Genomic DNA, 22067 nt, shown 5'->3' with positions numbered 1-22067 from the left:
GCCGCGCCAGAAAAAAACCGCTGCGCAGCCTAGCTCCACAGCGGTTTTCGGGGCCGACGAGGCGCTGCACGCAGCGCCCGCACAACACGTCTCACATATTGTCGATCATGACCTGGCCGAAGCCGGAGCAGCTGACCTGCTTGGCACCGTCCATCAGGCGGGCAAAGTCATACGTCACTCTTTTGCTGGCGATGGACTTCTCGATGGAACTGATGATGAGATCGGCCGCTTCTTTCCAGCCCATGTGGCGCAACATCATTTCCGCTGACAGGATCTCGGACCCGGGGTTCACATAGTCCTTGCCCGCATATTTTGGCGCCGTGCCGTGGGTGGCCTCAAACATGGCCACGGTATCCGACAAGTTGGCACCAGGGGCAATCCCAATGCCCCCCACCTGAGCAGCCAATGCGTCGGAGATGTAGTCGCCGTTGAGGTTGAGGGTGGCCACCACGCTGTACTCCACCGGGCGCAACAGGATTTGCTGCAAAAAGGCATCGGCAATGCTGTCCTTGATGGTGATGTCCTTGCCCGACTTGGGGCTCTTGAACTTGCACCAGGGGCCACCATCAATCAGCTCCGCACCAAACTCCTTTTGTGCCAATGCATAGGCCCAGTCGCGGAAGCCACCCTCGGTGAACTTCATGATGTTGCCCTTGTGCACAATCGTCACATTGGGTTTGTCGTTGTCAATGGCGTACTGAATGGCCTTGCGCACCAAACGTTCTGTTCCTTCGCGTGACACAGGCTTGATGCCGATGCCGGAGGTGTTGGGAAAGCGAATCTTCTTGACGCCGAATTCGTCTTGCAGGAATTTGATCAGCTTCTTGGCCTTGTCAGACTCCGCTTCAAACTCGATGCCTGCGTAGATATCTTCCGAGTTCTCACGGAAGATCACCATATTGGTTTTCTCGGGTTCCTTCAGCGGACTGGGAACACCCTTGAAGTACTGAATCGGCCGCAGGCACACATAGAGATCGAGCTCCTGGCGCAGCGCCACGTTCAGTGAGCGGATGCCGCCACCCACCGGTGTCGTCAGTGGGCCTTTGATCGATACCACGTACTCGCGCACCACGTCCAGTGTCTCTTGGGGCAGCCAGACATCGGGGCCATAAATTTTGGTGGACTTTTCACCCGCGTAGACCTCCATCCACTGAATCTTGCGTGCACCACCATAGGCCTTGGCGACTGCCGCATCCACCACTTTGAGCATCACCGGGGTGATATCCAGCCCCGTACCATCACCTTCGATGTAAGGAATGATGGGATGGTCCGGCACATTCAATGTTTTGTCGGCATTGACGGTGATTTTTTGGCCTTCGGCAGGCACCTTGATGTGCTGGTACATAGAAACGGAACTCCGGGTTCGGTGCGCTAACAATGTGACGCCACACACCACAAACGAATGGCGAGTGCATGGACTTGAACGTCAGAATTCTAGTTGTAAATCCCGCCCAGCCTCTCCCGCGCATGGCGCACAATTCAAACACCCGCCCACCAACCCGCAAACGGACAACGCATGAAATCTTTCAGTAGCTACTTGGCTGCGCTCTGCCTGGCACTGGCAGGTCCTGCACTCGCGCAAGACACCCCCCAAACCAATTTGCCACGCGTCAAACTCACGGCCGGCATGCACCTCATCGACGCACAAGTGGCGCAAACCTCGGACCAGCGCACCATCGGACTCATGTTCCGCAAAGACATGCCGCAGCACGAAGGCATGCTTTTTATCTTTGAACAAGCTTCTGGCTTGTGTTTCTGGATGAAAAACACCTTGCTGCCTCTGACGGCCGCGTTTGTGGCCGATGACGGCACCATCGTCAACCTCGCCGACATGAAGCCGCAAACAACGGACTCCCATTGCGCCAGCAAACCGGTACGCTACGTACTGGAAATGAACCAAGGCTGGTTTGCCAAACGCGGCTTCAAAGCAGGCAGCAAACTTGGTGGGACACCCTTTGAGAGCCGTAAATAAGACACCGTTGACCGCTCTCGCACCATGAAAAAGCCCCTTCAAGCCGAAGCTTGAAGGGGCTTTGAACATTGCGCTGCAGACCCTAAGGCCCGCCACACACCGTTACGCTTTTACCGATGCCAATGCGGCATTCAGCGTCTGGCTGGGGCGCATCACTGCGTCCAGCTTGCTGGTGTCGGGCAGGTAATACCCACCGATGTCCGCTGGCTTGCCTTGCACCGCAGCCAACTCCGCCACGATGGTTTGCTCGTTGTCGGTTAATTGCTTGGCCAAGGGCGCAAACAGCTTCGCCAGTGCGGCATCGTCGGTCTGCGCGACCAGTTCCTGCGCCCAGTACAAGGCCAGGTAAAACTGGCTGCCACGGTTGTCGAGCTGGCCAGTTTTGGGAGACGGATTTTTGTTGTTGTCCAACAATTTGCCCGTCGCAGCATCCAGCGTTTTGGCCAACACTGCGGCCTTGGCGTTGCCCGTTTTCAGACCCAAGTCCTCCAACGACACGGCCAACGCGAGGAATTCACCCAGCGAATCCCAGCGCAAGTGGTTTTCTTCCACCAATTGCTGCACGTGTTTGGGCGCAGAGCCGCCCGCACCGGTTTCGTACATGCCGCCACCCGCCATCAAAGGCACGATGGAGAGCATCTTGGCCGAGGTGCCCAGTTCCATGATGGGGAACAGGTCGGTCAGGTAGTCACGCAGGATGTTGCCAGTGGCGCTGATGGTGTCTTGGCCACGGATCACGCGTTCCAGGGTGTAGCGCATGGCACGCACCTGGCTCATGATCTGAATGTCCAGGCCTACGGTGTTGTGCTCGTGCAGGTACATCTTCACCTTGGTGATCAACTGCGCTTCGTGCGGACGGTAGGAGTCGAGCCAGAACACGACGGGCATGCCCGAGTTGCGCGCGCGGTTGACGGCAAGCTTGACCCAGTCGCGGATCGCTGCGTCCTTGACCTGGCACATGCGCCAGATGTCGCCGGCTTCCACGTTTTGGCTCAGCAGCACTTCACCCGTGGCCAAGTCGGTGATGTTGGCCACACCGTCTTCCGAGATTTCAAACGTTTTGTCGTGTGAACCGTATTCTTCGGCCTGTTGCGCCATCAGGCCCACGTTAGGCACGGTACCCATGGTCTTGGGGTCAAAGTTGCCATGCCATTTGCAGAAGTTGATGATCTCCTGGTAAATGCGCGCAAAGGTCGATTCAGGCATCACGGCCTTCACATCCTTCAGGCGACCATTGGCGTCCCACATCTTGCCGCCGTTGCGGATCATGGCCGGCATGGAGGCGTCCACGATGATGTCGTTGGGCGAGTGGAAATTGGTAATGCCCTTGGCAGAGTCCACCATGGCCAGCTCGGGGCGGTGCTCGTGGCAGGCGTGCAGGTCGCGCTTGATCTCGTCCTGCTTGCTTTGCGGCAAGGTGGCGATCTTGGTGTACAGATCGGCCATGCCGTTGTTGACGTTAACACCCAGCTCTTTGAACAAGGCGCCGTGTTTTTCAAACGCCTCCTTGTAGAAGATCTTGACGCAGTGGCCAAACACGATGGGGTGCGACACCTTCATCATGGTCGCCTTGACGTGCAGCGAGAACATCACGCCGGTCTTGCGCGCGTCTTCGATTTCCTTCTCGTAGAACTCCAGCAGCGCTTTTTTGCTCATGAACATGCTGTCGATAACTTCACGGTCCAGCAGCGACACTTTGGACTTGAGCACGATGGTCTGACCGCTCTTGGTGATTAACTCCATCTTGACGTCACGGGGGCGGTCCAGCGTCATGGACTTTTCACCGTGGTAGAAGTCCCCGGCGTGCATGTGTGACACGTGTGAACGCGAGGCCTGGCTCCACTCGGCCATGCTGTGCGGGTTCTTGCGCGCGTATTCCTTCACGGCCTTGGGCGCGCGGCGGTCCGAGTTGCCTTCGCGCAGCACAGGGTTCACGGCGGAGCCGATGCAGCGCGCATAACGGGCGCGAATGGACTTTTCTTCGTCAGTCTTGGGCGCTTCGGGATAGTCCGGAATGGCGTAACCCTTGGATTGCAGCTCCTTGATACAGGCTTGCAACTGGCCGACGGACGCGCTGATGTTGGGCAGCTTGATGATGTTGGCATCGGCTTGCAGCGTCTTCTTGCCCAGCTCGGCCAAGGTGTTGGGCAACCGTTGGTCTTCGGGCAGAGATTCGGGGAACTCACCCAGCACCCGGGCCGCCACCGAGATATCACTCTCGGTCACATGGATGCCCGCAGGCGCAGCAAAGGTGCGAATGATGGGCAAAAAGGACGCCGTGGCCAGGCGGGGTGCCTCATCGGTCAGGGTGTAGATGATGGTGGGTTGCTGGGTACTCATCTCTTGTCTCCAAAAAATAGATAGGGGTGGCGCCGTGGGTCTGCACTACCCACCGGCTTTGTTAACCGGATAGTGCGTGATTGTGCTTTCAGCGGTCTGACCCAAACCCTGTTTTTTGCAATGCATTCTCACGATGCGGAATTTAACTTCATTCTGATGAAATTTTTTTGAGCCCACGGTACGCCCTGCCGTAAAAAAGGCCAACAGGTTGCCCTGTTGGCCTTTCAGGCGCCGCAAGGGCAACACTCAGGCGAAGTTCTGCGCCGCGAATTCCCAGTTCACCAGCTTGTCGAGGAAAGTCTCGACAAACTTGGGGCGCATATTGCGGTAGTCGATGTAGTAGGCGTGTTCCCACACGTCCACCGTCACCAGCGCGGTGTCAGCGGTGGTCAGGGGCGTGCCGGCGGCACCGGTGTTCACGATATCCACGGAGCCGTCGGGCTTTTTCACCAGCCAGGTCCAGCCGGAACCGAAGTTGCCCACAGCCGACTTGACAAAGGCTTCCTTGAAAGCAGCATAGCTGCCCCATTTGGCATTGATGGCGTTTGCCAGCGCTCCTGTGGGTTCACCACCACCAGCGGGCTTCATGCAGCTCCAGAAGAAGGTGTGGTTCCAGATCTGGGCAGAGTTGTTGTAGATGCCGCCGCTGGACTTCTTGATGATTTCTTCGAGCGTCATGCTCTCGAATTCGGTGCCCTTTTGCAGGTTGTTCAGGTTCACCACGTAGGCATTGTGGTGCTTGCCATGGTGGAACTCCAAGGTTTCTTTGGAGTAAGCGGGAGCCAAAGCGTCGATCGCGTAGGGCAAGGCGGGCAAGGTATGTTCCATGGAGTCCTCTGGGTTGGTTAGCAAGAAAAATGGGATTGTAGAAACTAATTGGCCGCCTGTTGGCTGACCTGAACATCAACCGCACCGTCGGCAAGGGTTGCCCGCAAGCGGTCCCCCGGCTGGAGCTGGGCCACCCGTGTCACGGCCTGTCCCGACGCATCGCTGAGCCAGGCATAACCCCGGCGTAACACCAATCTGGGGTCCAGCAGTTCCAGGCGCAAGCCAGCCCGCGCTGTGCGCTCCTGCTGGACTTGGTGGGCACGCGTCAGGCTGGGCAACAGGCGTTGTTGGGCATGCTGCCAGGTGGAGCGCTTCCACTGCACATCGGACACCACAGCCTGCAGCATGCGCTGCCGCAAAGCCACCAGCCCTGCACTCCGCTGCGCGACGATGGACGAAGGCCGCCCCAGACGTGCCGAGACGCCATCCAGGCGTTGCGACTGCCGGTCCACCACGCGCAGCAGGGCCGCCTGCAGGCGGTCCTGCTGGCTGTCTACCAAGCCTAGCAGCTGCTCGGTTGCGGGGCTCACCATCTCGGCTGCTGCCGTCGGCGTGGGCGCCCGCACATCGGCCACAAAGTCGGCAATCGTAAAGTCGGTTTCGTGCCCCACACCACTGACCACGGGCACCGGGCTGGCCGCAATCGTGCGCGCAAGTTGTTCGTCGTTGAAGGCCCACAGATCCTCCATGGAACCGCCACCCCGCACCAGCAAAATGGCATCCACGCCCTGCGACTGCGCGCCCCGGTAACGGTAGAGCGACTCCAGCGCCTGCACCAACGCGGGGCCCGCCCCCTCCCCTTGCACCAGGGCTGGCGCCAGCACCACCTGCACATGGGGCGCCCGTCGGCGCAGGGCGGTCACCACATCGTGCAAGGCCGCAGCGCCCAGCGAGGTCACCAGACCGATGGTGCGCGGCACGGCGGGCAATGCCCGTTTGCGTGCGGCGTCAAACAAACCTTCGGCTTCCAGCGTCGCCTTGAGGCGCATGAACTGCTCAAACAGGTTGCCCTGCCCCTGGCGCGTCATGCTTTCCACAATCAACTGCAAATCGCCACGCGGGCCATAAATGTCCAGACGCCCGGTCAACTCCACCAGCTCGCCTTCGCGCGGCGCAAAGTCCAGCTGGGACGAGGCCCGCTTGAACATGGCACATCGCAGTTGGGCTTGCGCATCTTTCAGGGTGAAGTAACAGTGGCCACTGCTGGCCCGCGTGAAGCTGGCCAGCTCCCCAGTGACTCGCACCGGGTTAAAACGTGCATCCAGCGTATCGGCCAAGGCACGGCACAGGGCCGACACCGGCCACACCCGCCGTGTCGGGAGCTCGGTCTCAAACGCGGGCATACACACGGCTCCGGCAGGCGCCAGCGCACGGGCGTGCGTAGCAAGTTGTTGAATTGATTGGTTTTTCCACTGCTGTATTTGTCATCAAACTGTTCGCACCCGCATGCAGATGGGCCTGGAGGGCTTGGCAGGTGCAGTTGCCCACATACTTATCCACACATTTTGTGAAAAATGGACACACCGGGGTACGCCATAATCAGCCAGCTTTTTACTCTGCGTGGGGTTTCACTCTTGTTTTCCATCATACAAGCCGCGGGTTGGCCGATCTGGCCTTTGATTGCCTGCTCCATCCTGGCCCTGGCCATCGTCATTGAACGATTTATCAGTCTTAAAGTCGCCAAGGTAGCGCCCCCCCGCCTGCTGGAAGAAGTGCTCAGCGTCACCCGCACCAGCGTGCCGGCACCCGACGTGGTCACCCAGCTCGAAAAAAACTCGGCCTTGGGCGAGGTGCTGGCCAGCGGCCTGCGCGCCGTGAATGCCGACCCCCATATCTCGGAAGACGATGTGCGCGCCACCATGGAAGGTGCGGGCCGACGCGTCACGCAACGCCTGGAACATTACCTGGGTGCCTTGGCCACCATCGCATCGGCCGCACCCCTGCTGGGACTGTTTGGCACCGTGGTGGGCATGATTGAAATTTTTGGCTCACAGGCTCCTGGTGGCAGCACGGGCGGCAACCCGGCGCAGCTGGCACACGGCATTTCGATTGCGCTGTACAACACTGCCTTTGGCCTGATCGTGGCCATTCCCTCGCTGATTTTCTGGCGCTACTTCCGCGCCCGCGTTGATGGTTATTTGCTGACGCTGGAACTAGCGGCCGAGCACCTGAACCGGCACCTCAAGGCCATGCGCAAGTAAGCCGGCCCCTTTATAGACGCCACACCATGAACTTTCGCCGCCACCGCCAGGACGAGCCCGAGATCAACCTGATTCCGTTTATCGACGTGCTTCTGGTGGTGCTCATCTTCCTGATGTTGTCCACCACCTACAGCAAGTTCACCGAGCTGCAGCTCAAGCTGCCGGTGGCCGACACCGATGCGCAGCGCGACTACCCCAAGGAACTCATCGTCGCGGTGAGTGCCGATGGCAGCTACAGCATCAACCGCAACGCCATCGCAGGTCGTAACCTGGACAGCTTGGCCATCGCCCTGACCGAGAACACCAAAGCGGGCAAAGACACCGTGGTCATCATCAGTGCCGACGCCAGCGCCAAACACCAGGCCGTGGTCACCGTGATGGAAGCGGCCCGGCGCGCCGGACTCAACCAGATCACCTTCGCCACCCAGTCCTCCGCCCAGGCGGGCGGCCAGTAAAACCATGCATTCAGGCCTGCAACAGGCCTTTCTGCAGGCCTGGACAGGCCGCAGTGCGCTGGCCTGGGCTCTGCGGCCCATCGCGTTCTTCTACGGCGTACTGATTGCGCTGCGCCGCGGGCTCTACCACCAGCAGTGGCTGGCCATCCAGCGCCTGCCGGTGCCCGTGGTGGTGGTGGGCAATGTGCTGGCAGGCGGTGCTGGCAAAACCCCCACTGTCATCGGCGTGGTGGCCCATTTGCAGGCACAGGACTGGCAGGTAGGCATCGTCTCGCGCGGCTATGGCCGCCAGGGTGAAGCGGTCCAGGCGGTGCACGCCGACGCATCGCCCACTGAGGTGGGCGATGAACCCTTGCTGCTGCAGCGGAGAACCGGGGTTCCGGTGTACGTGGGCCGCCAACGCGCCGCTGCGGCCCGGGCCTTGCTGCAAGACCACCCCCACACGCAGATCATCGTCTGTGACGACGGCATGCAGCACTACGCGCTGTACCGCGATGTAGAGATTTGTGTGTTCGACAGCCGGGGCGCGGGCAATGGCTGGCTGTTGCCGGCCGGCCCACTGCGGGAGCCTTGGCCGCCCCGGGCGCTGAAAGCCGCGGGCCAGTCCCATGACAATTTGCTGGTGCTCAACACCGGCCCCAATGCCGTGCCCGGTTTCACTGCCACTCGCCAGTTGGCTGACCACACGGTGGGGGCCAGCGGTGATGTGCAGCCGCTGACAGCCCTGAACGCCCCCGACACACACCCGGTGTGTGCGGTGGCAGGCATTGCCCAACCCGAGGTGTTTTTTGCCATGCTGCGTGCACAGGGTGTGCTGCTGGCCCATACCATAGCGTTGCCAGATCACTATGATTTTGATAGCTGGTCGCGCAATACCCACGAGGTCTACACCCTTATTTGCACCGAAAAAGACGCCGCCAAGCTGTGGCAGCACGCCCCCGAAGCCCGCGCCGTCCCGCTGGTGCAAACCGCGCCGCCCGATTTCTATGCCGCGCTGGACCGCTGCCTGCAGCCCCACCGCCCTGCCCCGGTATCATCCCCCCATGGACACCCGACTTCTTGAACTGCTCGTTTGCCCCGTGACCAAGGGCCCCCTGGAATACAACCGCGACCAGCAGGAGCTCATCTCCCGCAGCGCCCGCCTGGCCTATCCCGTGCGCGACGGCATTCCCATCCTGCTCGAAAACGAAGCCCGCGTACTCACCGACGCCGAACTCGGCTTGTGAGCAGCACCATGGGTTTCACCGTACTGATTCCGGCCCGCCTGGCCTCCACCCGCCTGCCCAACAAACCCCTGGCCGATCTGGCCGGTGTGCCCATGGTGGTGCGCGTGGCGCAGCGGGTGCGTGATGGCGTGCCGCAAGCCACCCAGGTAGTGGTGGCCGCCGACAGCGACTCCATCGTACAAGCCTGCGCAGCCCATGGCGTGCAGGCCATCCTGACACGCGAAGACCACCCCTCCGGCAGCGACCGGCTGGCCGAGGCCTGCGACATCCTGGGCCTGGCCGACGAAGACATTGTGGTCAACGTGCAAGGCGACGAACCGCTGATGGACCCCGACCTGGTGCAAGCCGTGGCCGCGCTGCTGCAAGCCACGCCGCAGGCCAGCATGGGCACAGCTGCCCACGCCATCACCGATGTGGCCGACTTTGCCAACCCCAATGTAGTGAAAGTGGTGCATGACGCCGCGCACCTGGCGCTGTACTTCAGCCGCGCGCCGATTGCCTGGTGGCGCGATGGGTTTGCCAATGGCATCCACACCCTACCCTCACCCGCCCCCCTGCGCCACATCGGCATTTATTCCTACCGCGTAGGCTTCTTGCGCCAGTTTCCACTGCTGCCACAAGCCCCCATCGAGGTGGTGGAGGCGCTGGAACAGCTGCGTGCGTTGTGGCATGGCCACCGCATTGCGGTGCACGTCAGTGCGCAGGCGCCCGGCCCCGGTGTGGACACCCCCGAAGACTTGGCGCGTGTGCGCGCCATCCTCGCCAGCCAGGCCCCCACGCTGTAAGTTAGGCGCGGGGCAGCCCGTGCTATTCTCCAGAGCTACACGCGCGCAATAAAAATGCACCAGCAAGGTGCCAAACAAGCGCCAAAGTTTTTGTTTTATCCGAGGTTATCCATGAGACTGATTCTGTTGGGCGCGCCTGGCGCTGGCAAAGGCACGCAAGCCACCTTCATTTGTCAAAAGTACGGAATTCCGCAAATTTCGACCGGTGACATGCTGCGCGCTGCCGTCAAGGCCGGCACACCGCTGGGCCTGCAGGCCGACGCCGTCATGAAGTCCGGCGGCCTGGTCAGCGACGACCTGATCATCAACCTGGTGAAGGAACGCATCGCCCAGCCCGATTGCGCCAAAGGTTTTTTGTTTGACGGCTTCCCCCGCACCATCCCCCAGGCCGATGCCATGAAGGCAGCTGGCGTGCAGTTGGACTATGTGGTGGAAATCGACGTTCCGTTTGACGCCATCATCGAACGCATGAGCGGCCGCCGCTCCCACCCCGCCTCGGGCCGCACCTACCACGTCAAGTTCAACCCACCCAAAGTGGAAGGCCAAGACGATGTGACTGGCGAGCCCTTGGTGCAGCGCCCCGACGACCAGGAAGAGACCGTCAAGAAGCGCCTGGATGTGTACAGCGCCCAGACCCGCCCGCTGGTGGAGTACTACTCCAGCTGGGCCCAGAAAGACCCCGCAGCCGCCCCCCAATACCGCGCCATCAGCGGCATGGGTGATGTGAATGCGATCACCCGCCGGGTGTTTGAAGCGCTGACCAAATAAGCGCTACTGGCACCGCCCGAAAAAGCCGCATCTGCGGCTTTTTTTACGGCATCAGCTGCAGCATCAGCGCGATGCGCGCCTTCACCGCAGACAGACCCTGCGAATGCGGCAAGGCAGCAACGCCCTCACCCGCCACCACCTGGCCACGTGCGCAACGGCTGGCGCGGACCACCGGCGTGCCCTGCGCTTGCGCCTCCAGCAAGGCTGCTTCCAGATCCACATGCAGCGTGCCATTGCCGGTGCCCGCCACCACCAAGCCACGCAATGGAGGAACGTTGGCATCGGGCACGGCCAAGCTGCGTACCATGGCGCCCGAGGCACCCGCATAGCTCATCACAATCTCCACCCGCGGCCATGCAGTGTTGGCCAGTGCCTGCAGATCGACCACACGCGGGGGAGCCATAGGGGCAGGCTTGCCCAACCAGCGCACGCGGGCCTCTTCCACCAGCGCCAGCGGCCCGGCATCGCCCGAGTCAAACGCGTCCACACGGTAGGTATAACTCTTCTGCACCAGGCGGGCGCTGTGCACTGCGCCCGCGCACACCACCAAGACGCCGCGCGCCGCGCTGTCCAGCGCCACGGCCACCGCATCCAGCACGTTTTGTGGCCCATCGGGTGTCAGGGCCGACGCGGGGCGCATGGCGCAGGTCAGTACCAGGGGCTTGGCCTGCAATAGGGCAGGTGGCAGCACCTGCTCCAGAAAGAAGGCCGTTTCCTCCAACGTGTCCGTGCCATGGGTGATCAGCACCGCATCCACTTGCGTATCCTGCAGGTGCTGGGCACAACGCTGCGCCAGCGCGGCCCACACTGCAAAGCCCATGTCTTTGCTATCCACCTGCGCCACCTGTTCGGCCACCAGTTCGCGCCCCTGCAGCGCAGCCTGCAGCGGGGCAATGTCTTGCAGCAACGACTGCACGCCCACCTGTCCGGCCTTGTAGCCCACGTTGTCCGACCCGCGCTCCGAGCGACCTGCAATCGTGCCGCCCGTGCCCAAAACCACTACTTTTTTACCCATACATCACCGCCCCACTTGCATTTATCAAAAAACTGGTTAAAAATACAGTTACTGGATGAGAAAACAGTGTGTACAGACACACAGCCAGCACCGACCCAACATGAAGGAGTCAGTATGCTTGAAAGTCCCAAACTCACCGCTCGCCAACAGCAAATTCTGGATCTGATCCAGGGCGCCATTGCGCGCACCGGCGCCCCCCCAACACGGGCGGAAATCGCCACCGAGCTGGGCTTCAAGTCTGCCAACGCGGCCGAAGAGCATTTGCAGGCCCTGGCTCGCAAAGGCGTGATCGAACTGGTCAGCGGCACCTCCCGCGGTATCCGCCTCAAGGGTGATGTGCTGCGCTCCATGCAAGAGTCGCGCATGAAACAGTTCGCCCTGCCCCTGCCCGGCCTGGCCCAGCTGGCCTTGCCCCTGATTGGCCGTGTGGCCGCGGGCTCGCCGATCCTGGCGCAAGAGCATGTGGACCAGACCTACTACGTAGAGAACAGCCTGTTCCAGCGCCAGCCCGATTACCTGCTCAAGGTGCGTGGCATGTCCATGCGCGACGCCGGGATCATGGACGGCGACCTGCTGGCTGTGCAAGCCACCAAAGACGCCAAAAACGGCCAGATCGTCGTGGCCCGCCTGGGTGAAGAAGTCACCGTCAAACGCTTTCGCCGCAACAAACACCTGATCGAGCTACACCCCGAAAACCCCGACTACCAAACCATCGTGGTTGAACCCGGCGAGCCCTTCGAGATTGAAGGCCTGGCCGTTGGCCTGATTCGTAACACCATGTTGATGTAACGCAGACAGAAAGTACCCACCATGAACACCGCCATCGTCATGAAACCCGACTTTCTGGCCCCCCTGCGCCAACTCCTGGCCTGGCTGCTGCCAAGTCCTTCCCCACGTGTGCCCAGCTACACCGTGCCACGGTCTTTTGAACGCAAAAATGCTCCTGATTTAATAGCTACTTGCGCAGTATCTACGGGGGCTAGAGGCATAAACAAGCCTAAAACCAAACCCCTGCGCGTGGTCCGGGTGCTGGAGAGTGGGCAACCCCGCTCTGACGTAGGTCGTATGGTCATCTCGGGCCGCATGGCCGATGTCTGCGCCGAACTGGACCGCCTGGCCGCCTGCGAAGCCGCGTAACAACAGCGGGGCAAATTTGCCCTGCACCCGGCTGGGCCACCTGCATCCCAAGGCACAATGGCAAGCATGAATATTGTGATTCTGGATGACTATCAGGATGCGGTGCGCAAGCTGCAGTGCTCGGCCAAGCTGGACGCTTTTCCGGCCAAGGTGTACACCAACACGGTCAAGGGCATGGGCCAGTTGTCGATCCGGCTCAAAGACGCCGATGTGATCGTCCTGATCCGTGAACGCACGCAGATCACCCGGGCACTGATCGAAAAACTTCCCCGCCTCAAGCTGATTGCCCAAACCGGGCGGGCGGGCTCGCACATCGATGTGCAGGCCTGCACCGAGCGCGGCATTGCCGTGGCCGAGGGCACTGGCTCCCCGGTCGCTCCGGCCGAACTCACCTGGGCCCTGATTTTGGCGGCCATGCGCCGGCTGCCCCAGTACATTGGCAACCTCAAACACGGGGCCTGGCAGCAGTCCGGGCTCAAGGCGGGCTCCATGCCTGCCAACTTCGGGCTGGGTGGTGTGCTGCGTGGCAAGACCTTGGGTGTGTGGGGCTACGGCCGTATTGGTCAGCTGGTAGCCGGTTATGGGCGCGCTTTTGGCATGAACGTCTTGGTGTGGGGCAGCGAGGTCTCCCGCCAGCAAGCCGTGCAAGACGGCTATCACAGCGCCACTGACCGCGAAGATTTCTTCTCACGCAGCGATGTGCTGACCCTGCACTTGCGACTCAATGACACCACACGAGGCATGGTGACGGCCGAGGATCTGGCATGCATGAAAAACACGGCCCTGCTGGTCAACACCTCGCGGGCAGAACTGATTGAAACCGATGCACTGATTGGGGCCCTGAACCGGGGCCGCCCGGGCCTGGCGGCAGTAGATGTATTCGAAACCGAACCCGTGCTGCAAGGCCACGCACTCCTGCGGCTGGAGAACTGCATCTGCACCCCCCACATTGGTTATGTGGAGCAGGACAGCTACGAGATGTACTTTGGCGCGGCCTTCGACAACGTGGTGAATTTCATCAAGGGCACACCGTCCAACATCATCAACCCCGGCGCACTGCAGGTGCGCCGCTAAGCCGCTGCCTTGGAGCGGCCCACAGCCTAAGAACGGGGCGTCAGTGGTGGGGTGAGCGACAGCCCAGACGCATCGAACTCGATGAGATTGTCTGCGGCTGGCACAGACTCCGACAAGTCCAGGTCAATGTCCATGGCAGGCTCAAGCAAAGCGGCGTCCACGGGAGCCGGGCCCGTGTCGGGCGACGGGGCCGTTGATGGCTCTGCCGATTTGGCTGCACTGAATGGCACCACGCCGCTGGTCGTCTCGCCCGACAAACGCGTGACGAGTGCATGCAGCAACAGCAGCTCCCGGAAAGCCTCCAAGTCAAAATTGACGTCTGCGGCCGCGTTGCGCTCACGCACTAGACATTTCTCAATGAACTCCAGCGCGGCCCTGCTGGGCCACACCGATGCGATGTGCGCGCACAGCTCGGGGTAAGCATCCAACCCCTGCCCCGGCTGGTTGAACTGGATGTAGGGTGGCACCTGGCCTGTGAAGAGTGCATTGAACTCGTCACGGTAGCGGTCAAACGCTTCCTTGCGACTCAGAGTGTGCAGGGCCTTGAGCAGATCCAGGTACACCAGCGGGTTGGACTCTGCATGGTCGGCAATGTTGTGCTCCAACAAAGCGATGGCGTCGTCATACTGGCCCAGTGTCATGAAAAACTCGGCCTGCTGGCGCACATCCAGCACCTCTTGGGTATTGATGGAACGCAACGAACCCGACATGCTGGGTGAAAAATCGCGCAAACCCATCATGCGGGATGACGGCGGGGCCACTGTCACTGGCGCAACCGTCGGTACGGGCGGTGACAAGTCATCCAGATGCAGGTCAATGTCCACATCGGTCAGCAGCGCGGCTTTGCGCACAGGGGTTGGGGTTGGCAGCGGCTTAGCCACCACGGGCCGCACCGGTGCAGTCACTACGGGTGGCGGCATAACGGATGGGTCTTGGGCCGTCGTATCACGCTCCACAGGCGTCAACAGAGACTCACCCTGCCCGCTCCACCAAGGAGAGTCTCCCGCATTACGCAGCTTGCGCCAAAACCAGAACATGCCACCGGCCAGAGCCAACAGCGCTGCTGCGAGGGCGTAGATCAGCGGGTTGGCGTATTTTTCAGACTCTGACTTTTCCAGGCGCGCGAGCAAGGCCTGCATCTGGCGTTGATTTTGGGCGGTCTGCTCTCCCAGTTTGCCAACGCTTTGCTCCAGCCCCTGGAGGCGCGCAGCATCACGCAGCACCTCTTCGGGCGTGAGGTTCAGGGTCTTCCACAGTGCCGCCGCGGCAAGGCGCTTTTGCACATCCTCCACAGGCGGCGCAATCAACTCCGATGAGGACTTGAGGGCCGGCTCCCAATCCTGCGACAAGTCCAGCGGGGCCAGCTTGAGGCGCGGACGGCTGCTGGTCGGCACTTTGTTGCCCAATGGGCTTTCGATACGGGGCAGAGATTTTTTGGCGGGCACTGCCGGTGTTGCTACCGGCTTGGCCGACGCGGCGGCGACGGTACCTGTGCCGGTGGTTGCCGGAGCCGCATTGGCTGACGTGCCCCCAGGCAAGGCCACCGCCGGCTGGCGTGTCGCCTGGACAGGAGAGGTAGCGACCAACGGCGGACTGACTTCCGAGACCAGATCTGCCAACAGCACGTAGCGGCGGGAGGTGGAAACACCACAGGTCGAGCGCACATATACCGACACCACAGGCTCGTCCACCGGCATACGCGCCTGGATACGCAGCGCCGTGGGTTGGCCAGCGGCATTACGCTCGGGAGTGACGGAAACCCGGGTCGCTTCCTGGCGAACATCGCCGTAGAACACATCGGCCTCAAAACACAGGCCACTGCCATCTTCGTCCACCGCCAGCTGCACGGGCACCGTGATCTGGAAGGGCTGGCCCAACAGGGCCGCCCCGCGGGCGCGCCCCAGAGTCAGTGCACTGCTGCCCATCGCAGCACACAGCAGCAGGGCACCCAGGGCGCAATGTTTAAGTTGAAAGACCGGCTTCATTGATTCTGTCGATTCTCGCATACCCTAACCGAGCGAAAAGCTATCGTGCCAGCGGCAACACCCCGCATTTCTAGCACCACCGCGCCAGATAATCCGGGCATGAAACCACTCTTTGAACACATTGGCATCGTCGGTGCCGGCGCCATGGGGCGCGGTATTGCACAAATCGCAGCCCAGGCGGGCAGCACCGTTCTGCTGTTTGACACGGCGCCAGGCGCCACACAGGCAGCCGCGGCCGCATTGCAAGCGCAGTGGCAAAGCCTGGCCAGCAAAAACCGCATCAGCGCCGACGACGTTGAGGTCTTCACCTCCCGCATCCACCAAGCTGCCAGCCTGCAAGAACTGGCCACGTGCCCCCTGGTGATCGAGGCCGTGGCCGAGCGCATGGACATCAAGACCCAGCTGCTGCAGGCCCTGGAATCCTGCCTGGCGCCCAGTGCGGTACTGGCCAGCAACACCTCATCCCTGTCCATCACCGCACTGGGGGCGGGTCTGCAACGCCCGGCACAGTTGGCCGGCTTTCACTTCTTCAACCCGGTCCCCTTGATGAAGGTGGTGGAGGTCATCCCGGGCCTCAAGACCGCGCCCACCGTGGTGGAGGCATTGCAGCAATACGCCAAAGACCTGGGCCACACGCCCGTGCTGGCGCAAGACACGCCGGGCTTCATCGTCAACCACGCAGGGCGTGGGTATGGCACCGAAGCGCTGCGCGTGGCCTCCGAAGGCGTGGCGGACTTTGCCACCATTGACCGCATTCTGCGCGACCAATGCGGCTTCAAGCTCGGCCCCTTTGAGCTCATGGACCTGACCGGCCTGGATGTGTCGCACCCGGTGATGGAGTCGATCTACCAGCAGTACTACCAAGAACCCCGCTACCGCCCCAGCGTGATCACTGCACAGCGCCTGGCAGGTGGACTGACCGGCCGCAAGGTCGGTGAAGGGTTCTACCGCTACACCGACGGCCAGGCCGTACTGCCTGCCGAACCCGCCGTGCCGGTGGTCGAAGAGATGCCGCCCGTCTGGCTGTCACCCCGCGCATCACGGCGTGTGGAGCTGCTGATGCTGTTGAAGAACCTGGGCGCCAAGATCGAGACCGGGCAATCCCCCTCACCCATCGCGCTGACACTGGTAGCCCCCCTGGGCTTTGACATCACCACGGTGGCCGTGGTGGAGCGGCTGGACCCGGCCCGCACGGTGGGCATCGACATGCTGCTGGACGACGCAGGCACCATGCGCCGCGTGCTGGCCACCAACCCGGCCACTCGCACCGACATGCGTGATGCCGCCCACGCGCTGTTTGCACGTGACGGCAAAGCCGTGAGTGTGGTGCGCGACAGTGGTGGTTTTGTCACGCAGCGCGTGGTGGCCAACATCGTCAACATTGCCAGCGACATGTGCCAACAGGGCATTTGCAGCCCCAAGGATCTAGAGACCGCTGTGACACTGGGCCTAGGCTACCCCATGGGCCCACTGGCACTGGGCAATCTGTGTGGCCCCACCAATGTGCTGGAAGTGCTGTTCAACATGCAAACCGTGTACGGTGACACGCGCTACCGACCCAGCCCGTGGCTGCGCCGCCGCGGCGCCATTGGCCTGAGCCTGTTGCACGAAGAAGAGTAGACCTCGCACCAGACGCACTGGTGACACCCCCCTGTACCTGGCGCGGTCCCGGGGGTGACAATGTGGGCGCGATTTCCCTTCCGCAAGTCACCCAAAAGACAGGCCATGGACGAACCCATTCTTACCATTGATGAACGCACTGCGATCAACGCAGGGCGCTGGTTTTCATCCCTCTCTCCTTCTCTCAAACACGACATTCTTCGATGTGCCTACGTCAAACGTTACAAAGACGGCGAGCTGATTGCAGCGCGCGGCGAGCCGCCCGAGGAATGGATTGCCTGTGCCAAGGGCGCGGTGCGCGTGAGCTCCACCTCCATCTCGGGCAAGCAGATCACGCTGACCTATGTGGAGCCCGGCATCTGGTTTGGCGATGTGGCGATCTTCGACGGGGACCGCCGCACGCACGATGCCTATGCACACGGGGACAGCACCATCTTGTGTGTGGCCAAGGCGGACTTCCGAAAAATTCTGGCCAACCACGTAGAGCTGTACGAAGCCATGCTGCGCCTGCACGCACGGCGTATTCGCCAGCTCTATGGTTTGGTGGAAGACCTCAACACCCTGCCCTTGCGTGCACGACTGGCCAAGCAACTGCTGCATTTGGTGCGCAGCTACGGGGTGCCCTCGCTCAGCGATGGCAGCGAGGTGCGCATTGGACTGCAACTGGCGCAGGAAGAGCTGGCGCAGCTGCTGGGTGCTTCGCGCCAGCGCGTCAACCAGGAACTCAAAGCCATGGAGCGCGAGGATGCGATTCGCATCGAGCCGGGTGGCCTGGTGATACGCGACCGCGCGGCGCTGATGCACATCATTGACGCAGATAACTAGTTTTCGACTTTCACACCATCCATCTGCATGAGCGACTTTGACCACTTTATCGGCACCCGTTCCGTTTCGGGCCAGCACGTCTTTGACGTGGCGGCGCTGGACGCCTGGCTGCACAGCAACCTTCCCGGCTACGCCGGCCCGCTGGAGGTGGAGATGTTCAAAGGCGGCCAGTCCAACCCCACCTACAAGCTCAACACACCGGGCAAAAGCTATGTGATGCGCGCCAAGCCCGGCCCGGTGGCCAAGCTGCTGCCATCGGCCCATGCAGTCGAGCGCGAGTTTGCAGTCATGCAGGGCCTGCACGGAACCGATGTGCCTGTGCCGCAGATGCACTGTCTGTGCGAAGACGAGTCCGTCATCGGCCGTGCCTTCTATGTGATGGAGTTCATGCAAGGCCGCGTGCTGTGGGACCAGTCGCTACCGGGCATGACCACCGAACAACGCGGCGCCATATACAACGAGATGAACCGCGTCATCTCGGCACTGCACACGGTCAAGTTTGCTGATCGCGGGCTGGCGGGTTATGGCAAGCCGGGCAATTACTTCGAGCGCCAGATTGGCCGCTGGAGCAAGCAGTACGTGGCCTCCATCACGCAGCCCATCCCAGAGATGGACCAGCTCATGGAGTGGCTGCCCAAGAACATTCCGACGATGGCGCGCGACGACAGCATGGTCAGCATCGTGCACGGCGACTACCGGCTGGACAACCTGATGTTTGACAGCAGCGAAGCCAAAGTGCGCGCCGTGCTCGACTGGGAACTTTCCACGCTGGGCCACCCGCTGGCCGACTTCAGCTACCACTGCATGGCTTGGCACATTCCGCCGGGAGCCTTCCGCGGCATTGGCGGACTGGACTTTGCGGCACTGGGCATTCCCTTTGAGGACGACTACATCCGCATGTATTGCGACCGCACGGGCCTGGCCGAGCCCGCGCAGCTCAAGACGGACTGGAACTTCTACATGGCCTACAACATGTTCCGCATCGCAGCCATCCTGCAGGGCATTGCCAAGCGCGTGGAAGCGGGCACCGCCTCCAGCGCGCAAGCGGTCAGCTCTGCTGCAGGCGCCCGCCCGCTGGCCCAGATGGCCTGGAAGTTCGCCCGCCAGGCCTGATTTTTTGACCGCACACGCCCCCTACCCCCGGAGACTCCATGGATTTTGATTACTCCCCCAAGACCAAAGACTTGCAGGCCCGCCTGCTCAAGTTCATGGAAGAGCACATCTACCCCAATGAGGGCGCGTACCACGCCGAGATTGCGGCCAACACCGCCGCCGGCAAGCGCTGGACGCCGCTGCAGACCATTGAAAACCTCAAACCCAAGGCCCAGGCCGCGGGATTGTGGAATTTGTTTTTGCCGGTAGACAGTGCGGAGGCTTCCGGTTACCACGGCGCGGGTTTGACGAACCAGGAATACGCCCCGTTGGCGGAAATCATGGGGCGCGTGATGTGGTCTAGCGAAGTGTTCAACTGCTCGGCGCCCGACACCGGCAACATGGAAACCATCGCCCGTTACGGCTCAGACGAAAACAAGGCGCGCTGGCTCAAGCCGCTGCTTGAAGGCAAGATCCGATCCGCCTTTGCCATGACCGAACCCGATGTGGCATCGAGCGACGCCACCAACATTGAAACCCGCATCGAGCGCCAGGGCGACGAATACATCATCAACGGCCGCAAGTGGTGGATCTCCGGCGCCGGTGACCCACGCTGCGCGGTCTACATCACCATGGGCAAGACCGACCCGGAAGCACCTCGCCACTCGCAACAAAGCATGGTGCTGGTGCCCGCCGACACCAAGGGCATCACCGTGGTGCGCCCCCTGAATGTGTTTGGCTACGACGATGCCCCCCATGGCCACATGGAGATGCGTTTCGAGAATGTGCGCGTGCCGGCTTCCAACATCCTGCTGGGTGAAGGCCGCGGTTTCGAGATCGCCCAGGGTCGCCTCGGCCCCGGCCGCATTCACCACTGCATGCGCCTGATCGGCCTAGCCGAGCGCGCGCTGGAGTTGATGTGCAAACGCGCCTCCAGCCGCATTGCCTTTGGCAAGCCCATCGCCGCACAAACCGTCACGCAGGAGCGCATTGCCGAGGCCCGCTGCAAGATTGACATGGCGCGCCTGCTTACACTCAAGGCGGCCTGGATGATGGACATGGGCGGCAACAAGTTCGCCAAGAATGAAATTGCGATGATCAAGGTCGTGGCCCCCAGCATGGCCTGTGAGGTCATCGACTGGGCCATGCAGGTGCATGGCGGCGGCGGCATGTGCGACGACTTCCCGCTGGCCTACAGCTACACCTGCGCACGCACGCTGCGTTTTGCCGACGGCCCGGACGAAGTACACCGTAACGCGATTGCCAAGCTGGAGCTCGGCAAATACGCACTGAACCCCAAACCGGTCGAGATGCCCGTCACCCGGGGCTGTTAAAGAAAAAGGAGCCAGTGCCCAAACACTCGCTCCTTTTTTAATAGCTGCTCACGCAGTATCTACGCGGACCAGAGGCCTTTTAGGCTCTAATTCTCAGGTTTTTACCAAGGTGCATTGGGCAAACCGGACCACAGCTCATTCAAATCGGCAAAGCGCCATTTGGCGGGGTCCTCCCGGCTGGCGATTTTGTCATTCGCGCTGGGCTTGGATAGGTCCACCAGTTCGGGGACGATGCGCATATTGGATTTGGTGGAGAAAAACACCTTCACACAGGGTGTGGTCAGCGACTTGGCCGTCTGCTCCACCACAACGCCCAAACGCCCCGAGCTCAGGCGCACCAAAGAACCAATCGGGTAAATCCCCAGACTCTTCACGAAGGCCTGAAACACCTTCCCATCGAAGTGCCCATTGGCCCACTCGGCCATCTTGCGCAGCGATTCTGCAGGGTCCCAGCCAATTTTGTAAGGGCGGTTGGACGTGATGGCGTCGTACACATCACAGACGGCGCCCATCTTGGCAAACAAGCTGATCTGGTCTGCCTTCAAGCCCTCAGGATAGCCCGATCCATCGGTTTTTTCATGGTGGTGCAGGCATACATCGAGCACCACCGGATCCACGTCCTTGCTGGTCTTAAGCAGGCGATAGCCTTCTTGCGGATGTGTCTTGATGATGGCGAACTCGGCATCGGTGAGTTTGCCTGGCTTGTTCAATACCTCCATGGGCATGGCAGCCTTGCCCAAATCGTGCATCAGGCCCGCTAGCCCAGCCAAGCGGGTTTGTTCCTCGTCCATGCCCAACTGTTTGGCCAGCGCTACCATCATGGCGCACACCGCCACAGAATGCATATAGGTGTAGTCGTCGGCAGTCTTGAGGCGGGCCAGACTGATCAGGGCACCTGGGTTACGGGTAACGGAGTCGGTGATTTCTTCCACCATCTGCCTGGCACCACCCGCATCCACGGTATTGCCCATGCGGGCCTCCTGGAACATGGACATGACAGCCTGCTTGGACTGGTAGCAGATTTTGGCGGCGCGCTGCAGTTCCACATCAATGGAAACCGGTGCAACCTCGCGCTGGGCAGACACCGCTTGACGCAACTCCTCTTCGACTTGCTCTTCGGACTCAGACTCTGTCATCGCCGACTGGCCTTCTGCCACATCCAAGCCCTTGTCGGAGTCGATCCAAACCTCCTTGATGCTGCTGGCCAAGATGGTAGTGATGTCTTTGGGATCGGTGATCACAAAGCCCGTTCGCCAAAACGGATGCTCCATCCACGAACCGCAGAACTCCTTGAGGTGCATGCCCACAGTCAGTTGTTGAACGCTGATCTTCTTGAGCATGGATTTGTTTTTGGAATCTAGCGACGACACGGAAATGGACGAATCAAGCTACATAGTCAACGACGAATTT

General features: G+C 61.3%; 21 protein-coding genes. 14 read left to right on the top strand and 7 right to left on the bottom strand.

Going from position 1 to position 22067, the window contains the following annotated elements; genetic code table 11:
• Positions 1-91 precede the first annotated feature (91 nt).
• Entirely contained in the window at positions 92-1345 is a 1254-nt protein-coding gene (gene icd / locus C5F53_RS06860; protein WP_105260621.1) for an NADP-dependent isocitrate dehydrogenase, read from the bottom strand.
• A gap of 171 nt (positions 1346-1516) precedes the next feature.
• Between icd and C5F53_RS06855 the strand changes: the two genes are divergently transcribed.
• On the top strand, positions 1517-1972 hold the full coding sequence (locus C5F53_RS06855; RefSeq protein ID WP_105260620.1) for a DUF192 domain-containing protein: 456 nt from the start codon (positions 1517-1519) through the stop codon (positions 1970-1972).
• 102 nt (positions 1973-2074) lie between these two features.
• Here the strand turns inward: C5F53_RS06855 and C5F53_RS06850 are convergent, their stop codons facing one another.
• From C5F53_RS06850 to xseA, 3 genes are all read right to left on the bottom strand, one after another.
• Positions 2075-4312, bottom strand: a complete 2238-nt coding sequence (locus C5F53_RS06850) for an NADP-dependent isocitrate dehydrogenase (RefSeq protein WP_105260619.1) — start codon at positions 4310-4312, stop codon at positions 2075-2077.
• A gap of 246 nt (positions 4313-4558) precedes the next feature.
• Positions 4559-5140 carry a superoxide dismutase gene (locus C5F53_RS06845; RefSeq protein ID WP_105260618.1) on the bottom strand — a complete coding sequence of 194 codons (582 nt, stop codon included), beginning with the start codon at positions 5138-5140 and terminating at the stop codon, positions 4559-4561.
• A gap of 44 nt (positions 5141-5184) precedes the next feature.
• Positions 5185-6483 (bottom strand): exodeoxyribonuclease VII large subunit, encoded by a 1299-nt coding sequence (gene xseA, locus C5F53_RS06840; RefSeq protein ID WP_105260617.1) that lies wholly within the window; start codon positions 6481-6483, stop codon positions 5185-5187.
• Positions 6484-6714: 231 nt separating this feature from the next.
• On the opposite strand from xseA, the gene C5F53_RS06835 reads away from it, so the two are divergent.
• The 6 genes from C5F53_RS06835 to adk all read left to right on the top strand — a co-directional run bounded on the left by C5F53_RS06835 (position 6715) and on the right by adk (position 10575).
• Entirely contained in the window at positions 6715-7341 is a 627-nt protein-coding gene (locus tag C5F53_RS06835) for a MotA/TolQ/ExbB proton channel family protein (protein ID WP_105260616.1), read from the top strand.
• A 26-nt stretch (positions 7342-7367) separates the two neighbouring features.
• The gene (locus C5F53_RS06830; RefSeq protein ID WP_105260615.1) at positions 7368-7796 is read left to right on the top strand and encodes a biopolymer transporter ExbD; all 429 of its coding nucleotides are present in this window, start codon (positions 7368-7370) and stop codon (positions 7794-7796) included.
• Between the two features lie 4 nt (positions 7797-7800).
• Entirely contained in the window at positions 7801-8859 is a 1059-nt protein-coding gene (gene lpxK / locus C5F53_RS06825; protein ID WP_105260614.1) for a tetraacyldisaccharide 4'-kinase, read from the top strand.
• A complete protein-coding gene (locus C5F53_RS06820; RefSeq protein ID WP_105260613.1) occupies positions 8840-9022 on the top strand; it encodes a Trm112 family protein in 183 nt (60 codons plus the stop codon). Before lpxK ends, C5F53_RS06820 begins: the two co-directional genes overlap by 20 nt.
• 8 nt (positions 9023-9030) lie before the next feature.
• Positions 9031-9807 carry a 3-deoxy-manno-octulosonate cytidylyltransferase gene (gene kdsB, locus C5F53_RS06815; RefSeq protein WP_105260612.1) on the top strand — a complete coding sequence of 259 codons (777 nt, stop codon included), beginning with the start codon at positions 9031-9033 and terminating at the stop codon, positions 9805-9807.
• 111 nt (positions 9808-9918) lie between these two features.
• On the top strand, positions 9919-10575 hold the full coding sequence (adk, locus tag C5F53_RS06810) for an adenylate kinase (RefSeq protein ID WP_105260611.1): 657 nt from the start codon (positions 9919-9921) through the stop codon (positions 10573-10575).
• A gap of 43 nt (positions 10576-10618) precedes the next feature.
• Here adk and C5F53_RS06805 read toward each other — a convergent pair whose 3' ends face one another.
• Positions 10619-11590, bottom strand: a complete 972-nt coding sequence (locus C5F53_RS06805; RefSeq protein WP_105260610.1) for an asparaginase — start codon at positions 11588-11590, stop codon at positions 10619-10621.
• Positions 11591-11704: 114 nt separating this feature from the next.
• On the opposite strand from C5F53_RS06805, the gene lexA reads away from it, so the two are divergent.
• From lexA to C5F53_RS06795, 3 genes are all read left to right on the top strand, one after another.
• Positions 11705-12379 (top strand): transcriptional repressor LexA, encoded by a 675-nt coding sequence (gene lexA / locus C5F53_RS06800; RefSeq protein WP_105260609.1) that lies wholly within the window; start codon positions 11705-11707, stop codon positions 12377-12379.
• Positions 12380-12400: 21 nt separating this feature from the next.
• Complete coding sequence (locus tag C5F53_RS20100) at positions 12401-12727, top strand: hypothetical protein (RefSeq protein WP_146097316.1); 327 nt, start codon at positions 12401-12403, stop codon at positions 12725-12727.
• Between the two features lie 66 nt (positions 12728-12793).
• Positions 12794-13801 (top strand): D-2-hydroxyacid dehydrogenase family protein, encoded by a 1008-nt coding sequence (locus tag C5F53_RS06795; RefSeq protein ID WP_105260608.1) that lies wholly within the window; start codon positions 12794-12796, stop codon positions 13799-13801.
• A gap of 26 nt (positions 13802-13827) precedes the next feature.
• On the opposite strand, the gene C5F53_RS06790 is transcribed toward C5F53_RS06795, so the two are convergent.
• Positions 13828-15786: a FimV family protein gene (locus tag C5F53_RS06790; RefSeq protein WP_105260607.1), complete on the bottom strand. Its 1959-nt coding sequence runs from the start codon at positions 15784-15786 to the stop codon at positions 13828-13830.
• A gap of 99 nt (positions 15787-15885) precedes the next feature.
• Between C5F53_RS06790 and C5F53_RS06785 the strand changes: the two genes are divergently transcribed.
• The 4 genes from C5F53_RS06785 (at position 15886) to C5F53_RS06770 (ending at position 20657) form a co-directional block, all read left to right on the top strand.
• Positions 15886-17406: a 3-hydroxyacyl-CoA dehydrogenase gene (locus tag C5F53_RS06785; RefSeq protein ID WP_105260606.1), complete on the top strand. Its 1521-nt coding sequence runs from the start codon at positions 15886-15888 to the stop codon at positions 17404-17406.
• Between the two features lie 105 nt (positions 17407-17511).
• Complete coding sequence (locus C5F53_RS06780; RefSeq protein WP_105260605.1) at positions 17512-18231, top strand: Crp/Fnr family transcriptional regulator; 720 nt, start codon at positions 17512-17514, stop codon at positions 18229-18231.
• A 27-nt stretch (positions 18232-18258) separates the two neighbouring features.
• A complete protein-coding gene (locus C5F53_RS06775) occupies positions 18259-19344 on the top strand; it encodes a phosphotransferase family protein (protein ID WP_105260604.1) in 1086 nt (361 codons plus the stop codon).
• 38 nt (positions 19345-19382) lie between these two features.
• On the top strand, positions 19383-20657 hold the full coding sequence (locus C5F53_RS06770; protein ID WP_105260603.1) for an acyl-CoA dehydrogenase family protein: 1275 nt from the start codon (positions 19383-19385) through the stop codon (positions 20655-20657).
• A 101-nt stretch (positions 20658-20758) separates the two neighbouring features.
• Here the strand turns inward: C5F53_RS06770 and C5F53_RS06765 are convergent, their stop codons facing one another.
• A complete protein-coding gene (locus tag C5F53_RS06765) occupies positions 20759-21997 on the bottom strand; it encodes an HD-GYP domain-containing protein (protein ID WP_105260602.1) in 1239 nt (412 codons plus the stop codon).
• Between the last annotated feature and the right edge of the window lie 70 nt (positions 21998-22067).

Origin of the sequence: Rhodoferax sp. TS-BS-61-7 (assembly GCF_002943465.1) — a bacterium.
Classification (GTDB): Bacteria; Pseudomonadota; Gammaproteobacteria; order Burkholderiales; family Burkholderiaceae_C; genus Allorhodoferax.
Note: the sequence above shows the minus strand (reverse complement) of the source record. Positions and strands in the feature narration are given on the sequence as shown.

Bases quoted from the DNA above. Each gene is read 5' to 3' on its own strand.
- icd (WP_105260621.1), bottom strand. From the start codon at position 1,345: ATGTACCAGCACATCAAGGTGCCTGCCGAAGGCCAAAAAATCACCGTC.
- C5F53_RS06855 (WP_105260620.1), top strand. From the start codon at position 1,517: ATGAAATCTTTCAGTAGCTACTTGGCTGCGCTCTGCCTGGCACTGGCA.
- C5F53_RS06850 (WP_105260619.1), bottom strand. From the start codon at position 4,312: ATGAGTACCCAGCAACCCACCATCATCTACACCCTGACCGATGAGGCA.
- C5F53_RS06845 (WP_105260618.1), bottom strand. From the start codon at position 5,140: ATGGAACATACCTTGCCCGCCTTGCCCTACGCGATCGACGCTTTGGCT.
- xseA (WP_105260617.1), bottom strand. From the start codon at position 6,483: ATGCCCGCGTTTGAGACCGAGCTCCCGACACGGCGGGTGTGGCCGGTG.
- C5F53_RS06830 (WP_105260615.1), top strand. From the start codon at position 7,368: ATGAACTTTCGCCGCCACCGCCAGGACGAGCCCGAGATCAACCTGATT.
- lpxK (WP_105260614.1), top strand. From the start codon at position 7,801: ATGCATTCAGGCCTGCAACAGGCCTTTCTGCAGGCCTGGACAGGCCGC.
- C5F53_RS06820 (WP_105260613.1), top strand. From the start codon at position 8,840: ATGGACACCCGACTTCTTGAACTGCTCGTTTGCCCCGTGACCAAGGGC.
- kdsB (WP_105260612.1), top strand. From the start codon at position 9,031: ATGGGTTTCACCGTACTGATTCCGGCCCGCCTGGCCTCCACCCGCCTG.
- adk (WP_105260611.1), top strand. From the start codon at position 9,919: ATGAGACTGATTCTGTTGGGCGCGCCTGGCGCTGGCAAAGGCACGCAA.
- C5F53_RS06805 (WP_105260610.1), bottom strand. From the start codon at position 11,590: ATGGGTAAAAAAGTAGTGGTTTTGGGCACGGGCGGCACGATTGCAGGT.
- lexA (WP_105260609.1), top strand. From the start codon at position 11,705: ATGCTTGAAAGTCCCAAACTCACCGCTCGCCAACAGCAAATTCTGGAT.
- C5F53_RS20100 (WP_146097316.1), top strand. From the start codon at position 12,401: ATGAACACCGCCATCGTCATGAAACCCGACTTTCTGGCCCCCCTGCGC.
- C5F53_RS06795 (WP_105260608.1), top strand. From the start codon at position 12,794: ATGAATATTGTGATTCTGGATGACTATCAGGATGCGGTGCGCAAGCTG.
- C5F53_RS06790 (WP_105260607.1), bottom strand. From the start codon at position 15,786: ATGAAGCCGGTCTTTCAACTTAAACATTGCGCCCTGGGTGCCCTGCTG.
- C5F53_RS06785 (WP_105260606.1), top strand. From the start codon at position 15,886: ATGAAACCACTCTTTGAACACATTGGCATCGTCGGTGCCGGCGCCATG.
- C5F53_RS06780 (WP_105260605.1), top strand. From the start codon at position 17,512: ATGGACGAACCCATTCTTACCATTGATGAACGCACTGCGATCAACGCA.
- C5F53_RS06775 (WP_105260604.1), top strand. From the start codon at position 18,259: ATGAGCGACTTTGACCACTTTATCGGCACCCGTTCCGTTTCGGGCCAG.
- C5F53_RS06770 (WP_105260603.1), top strand. From the start codon at position 19,383: ATGGATTTTGATTACTCCCCCAAGACCAAAGACTTGCAGGCCCGCCTG.
- C5F53_RS06765 (WP_105260602.1), bottom strand. From the start codon at position 21,997: ATGCTCAAGAAGATCAGCGTTCAACAACTGACTGTGGGCATGCACCTC.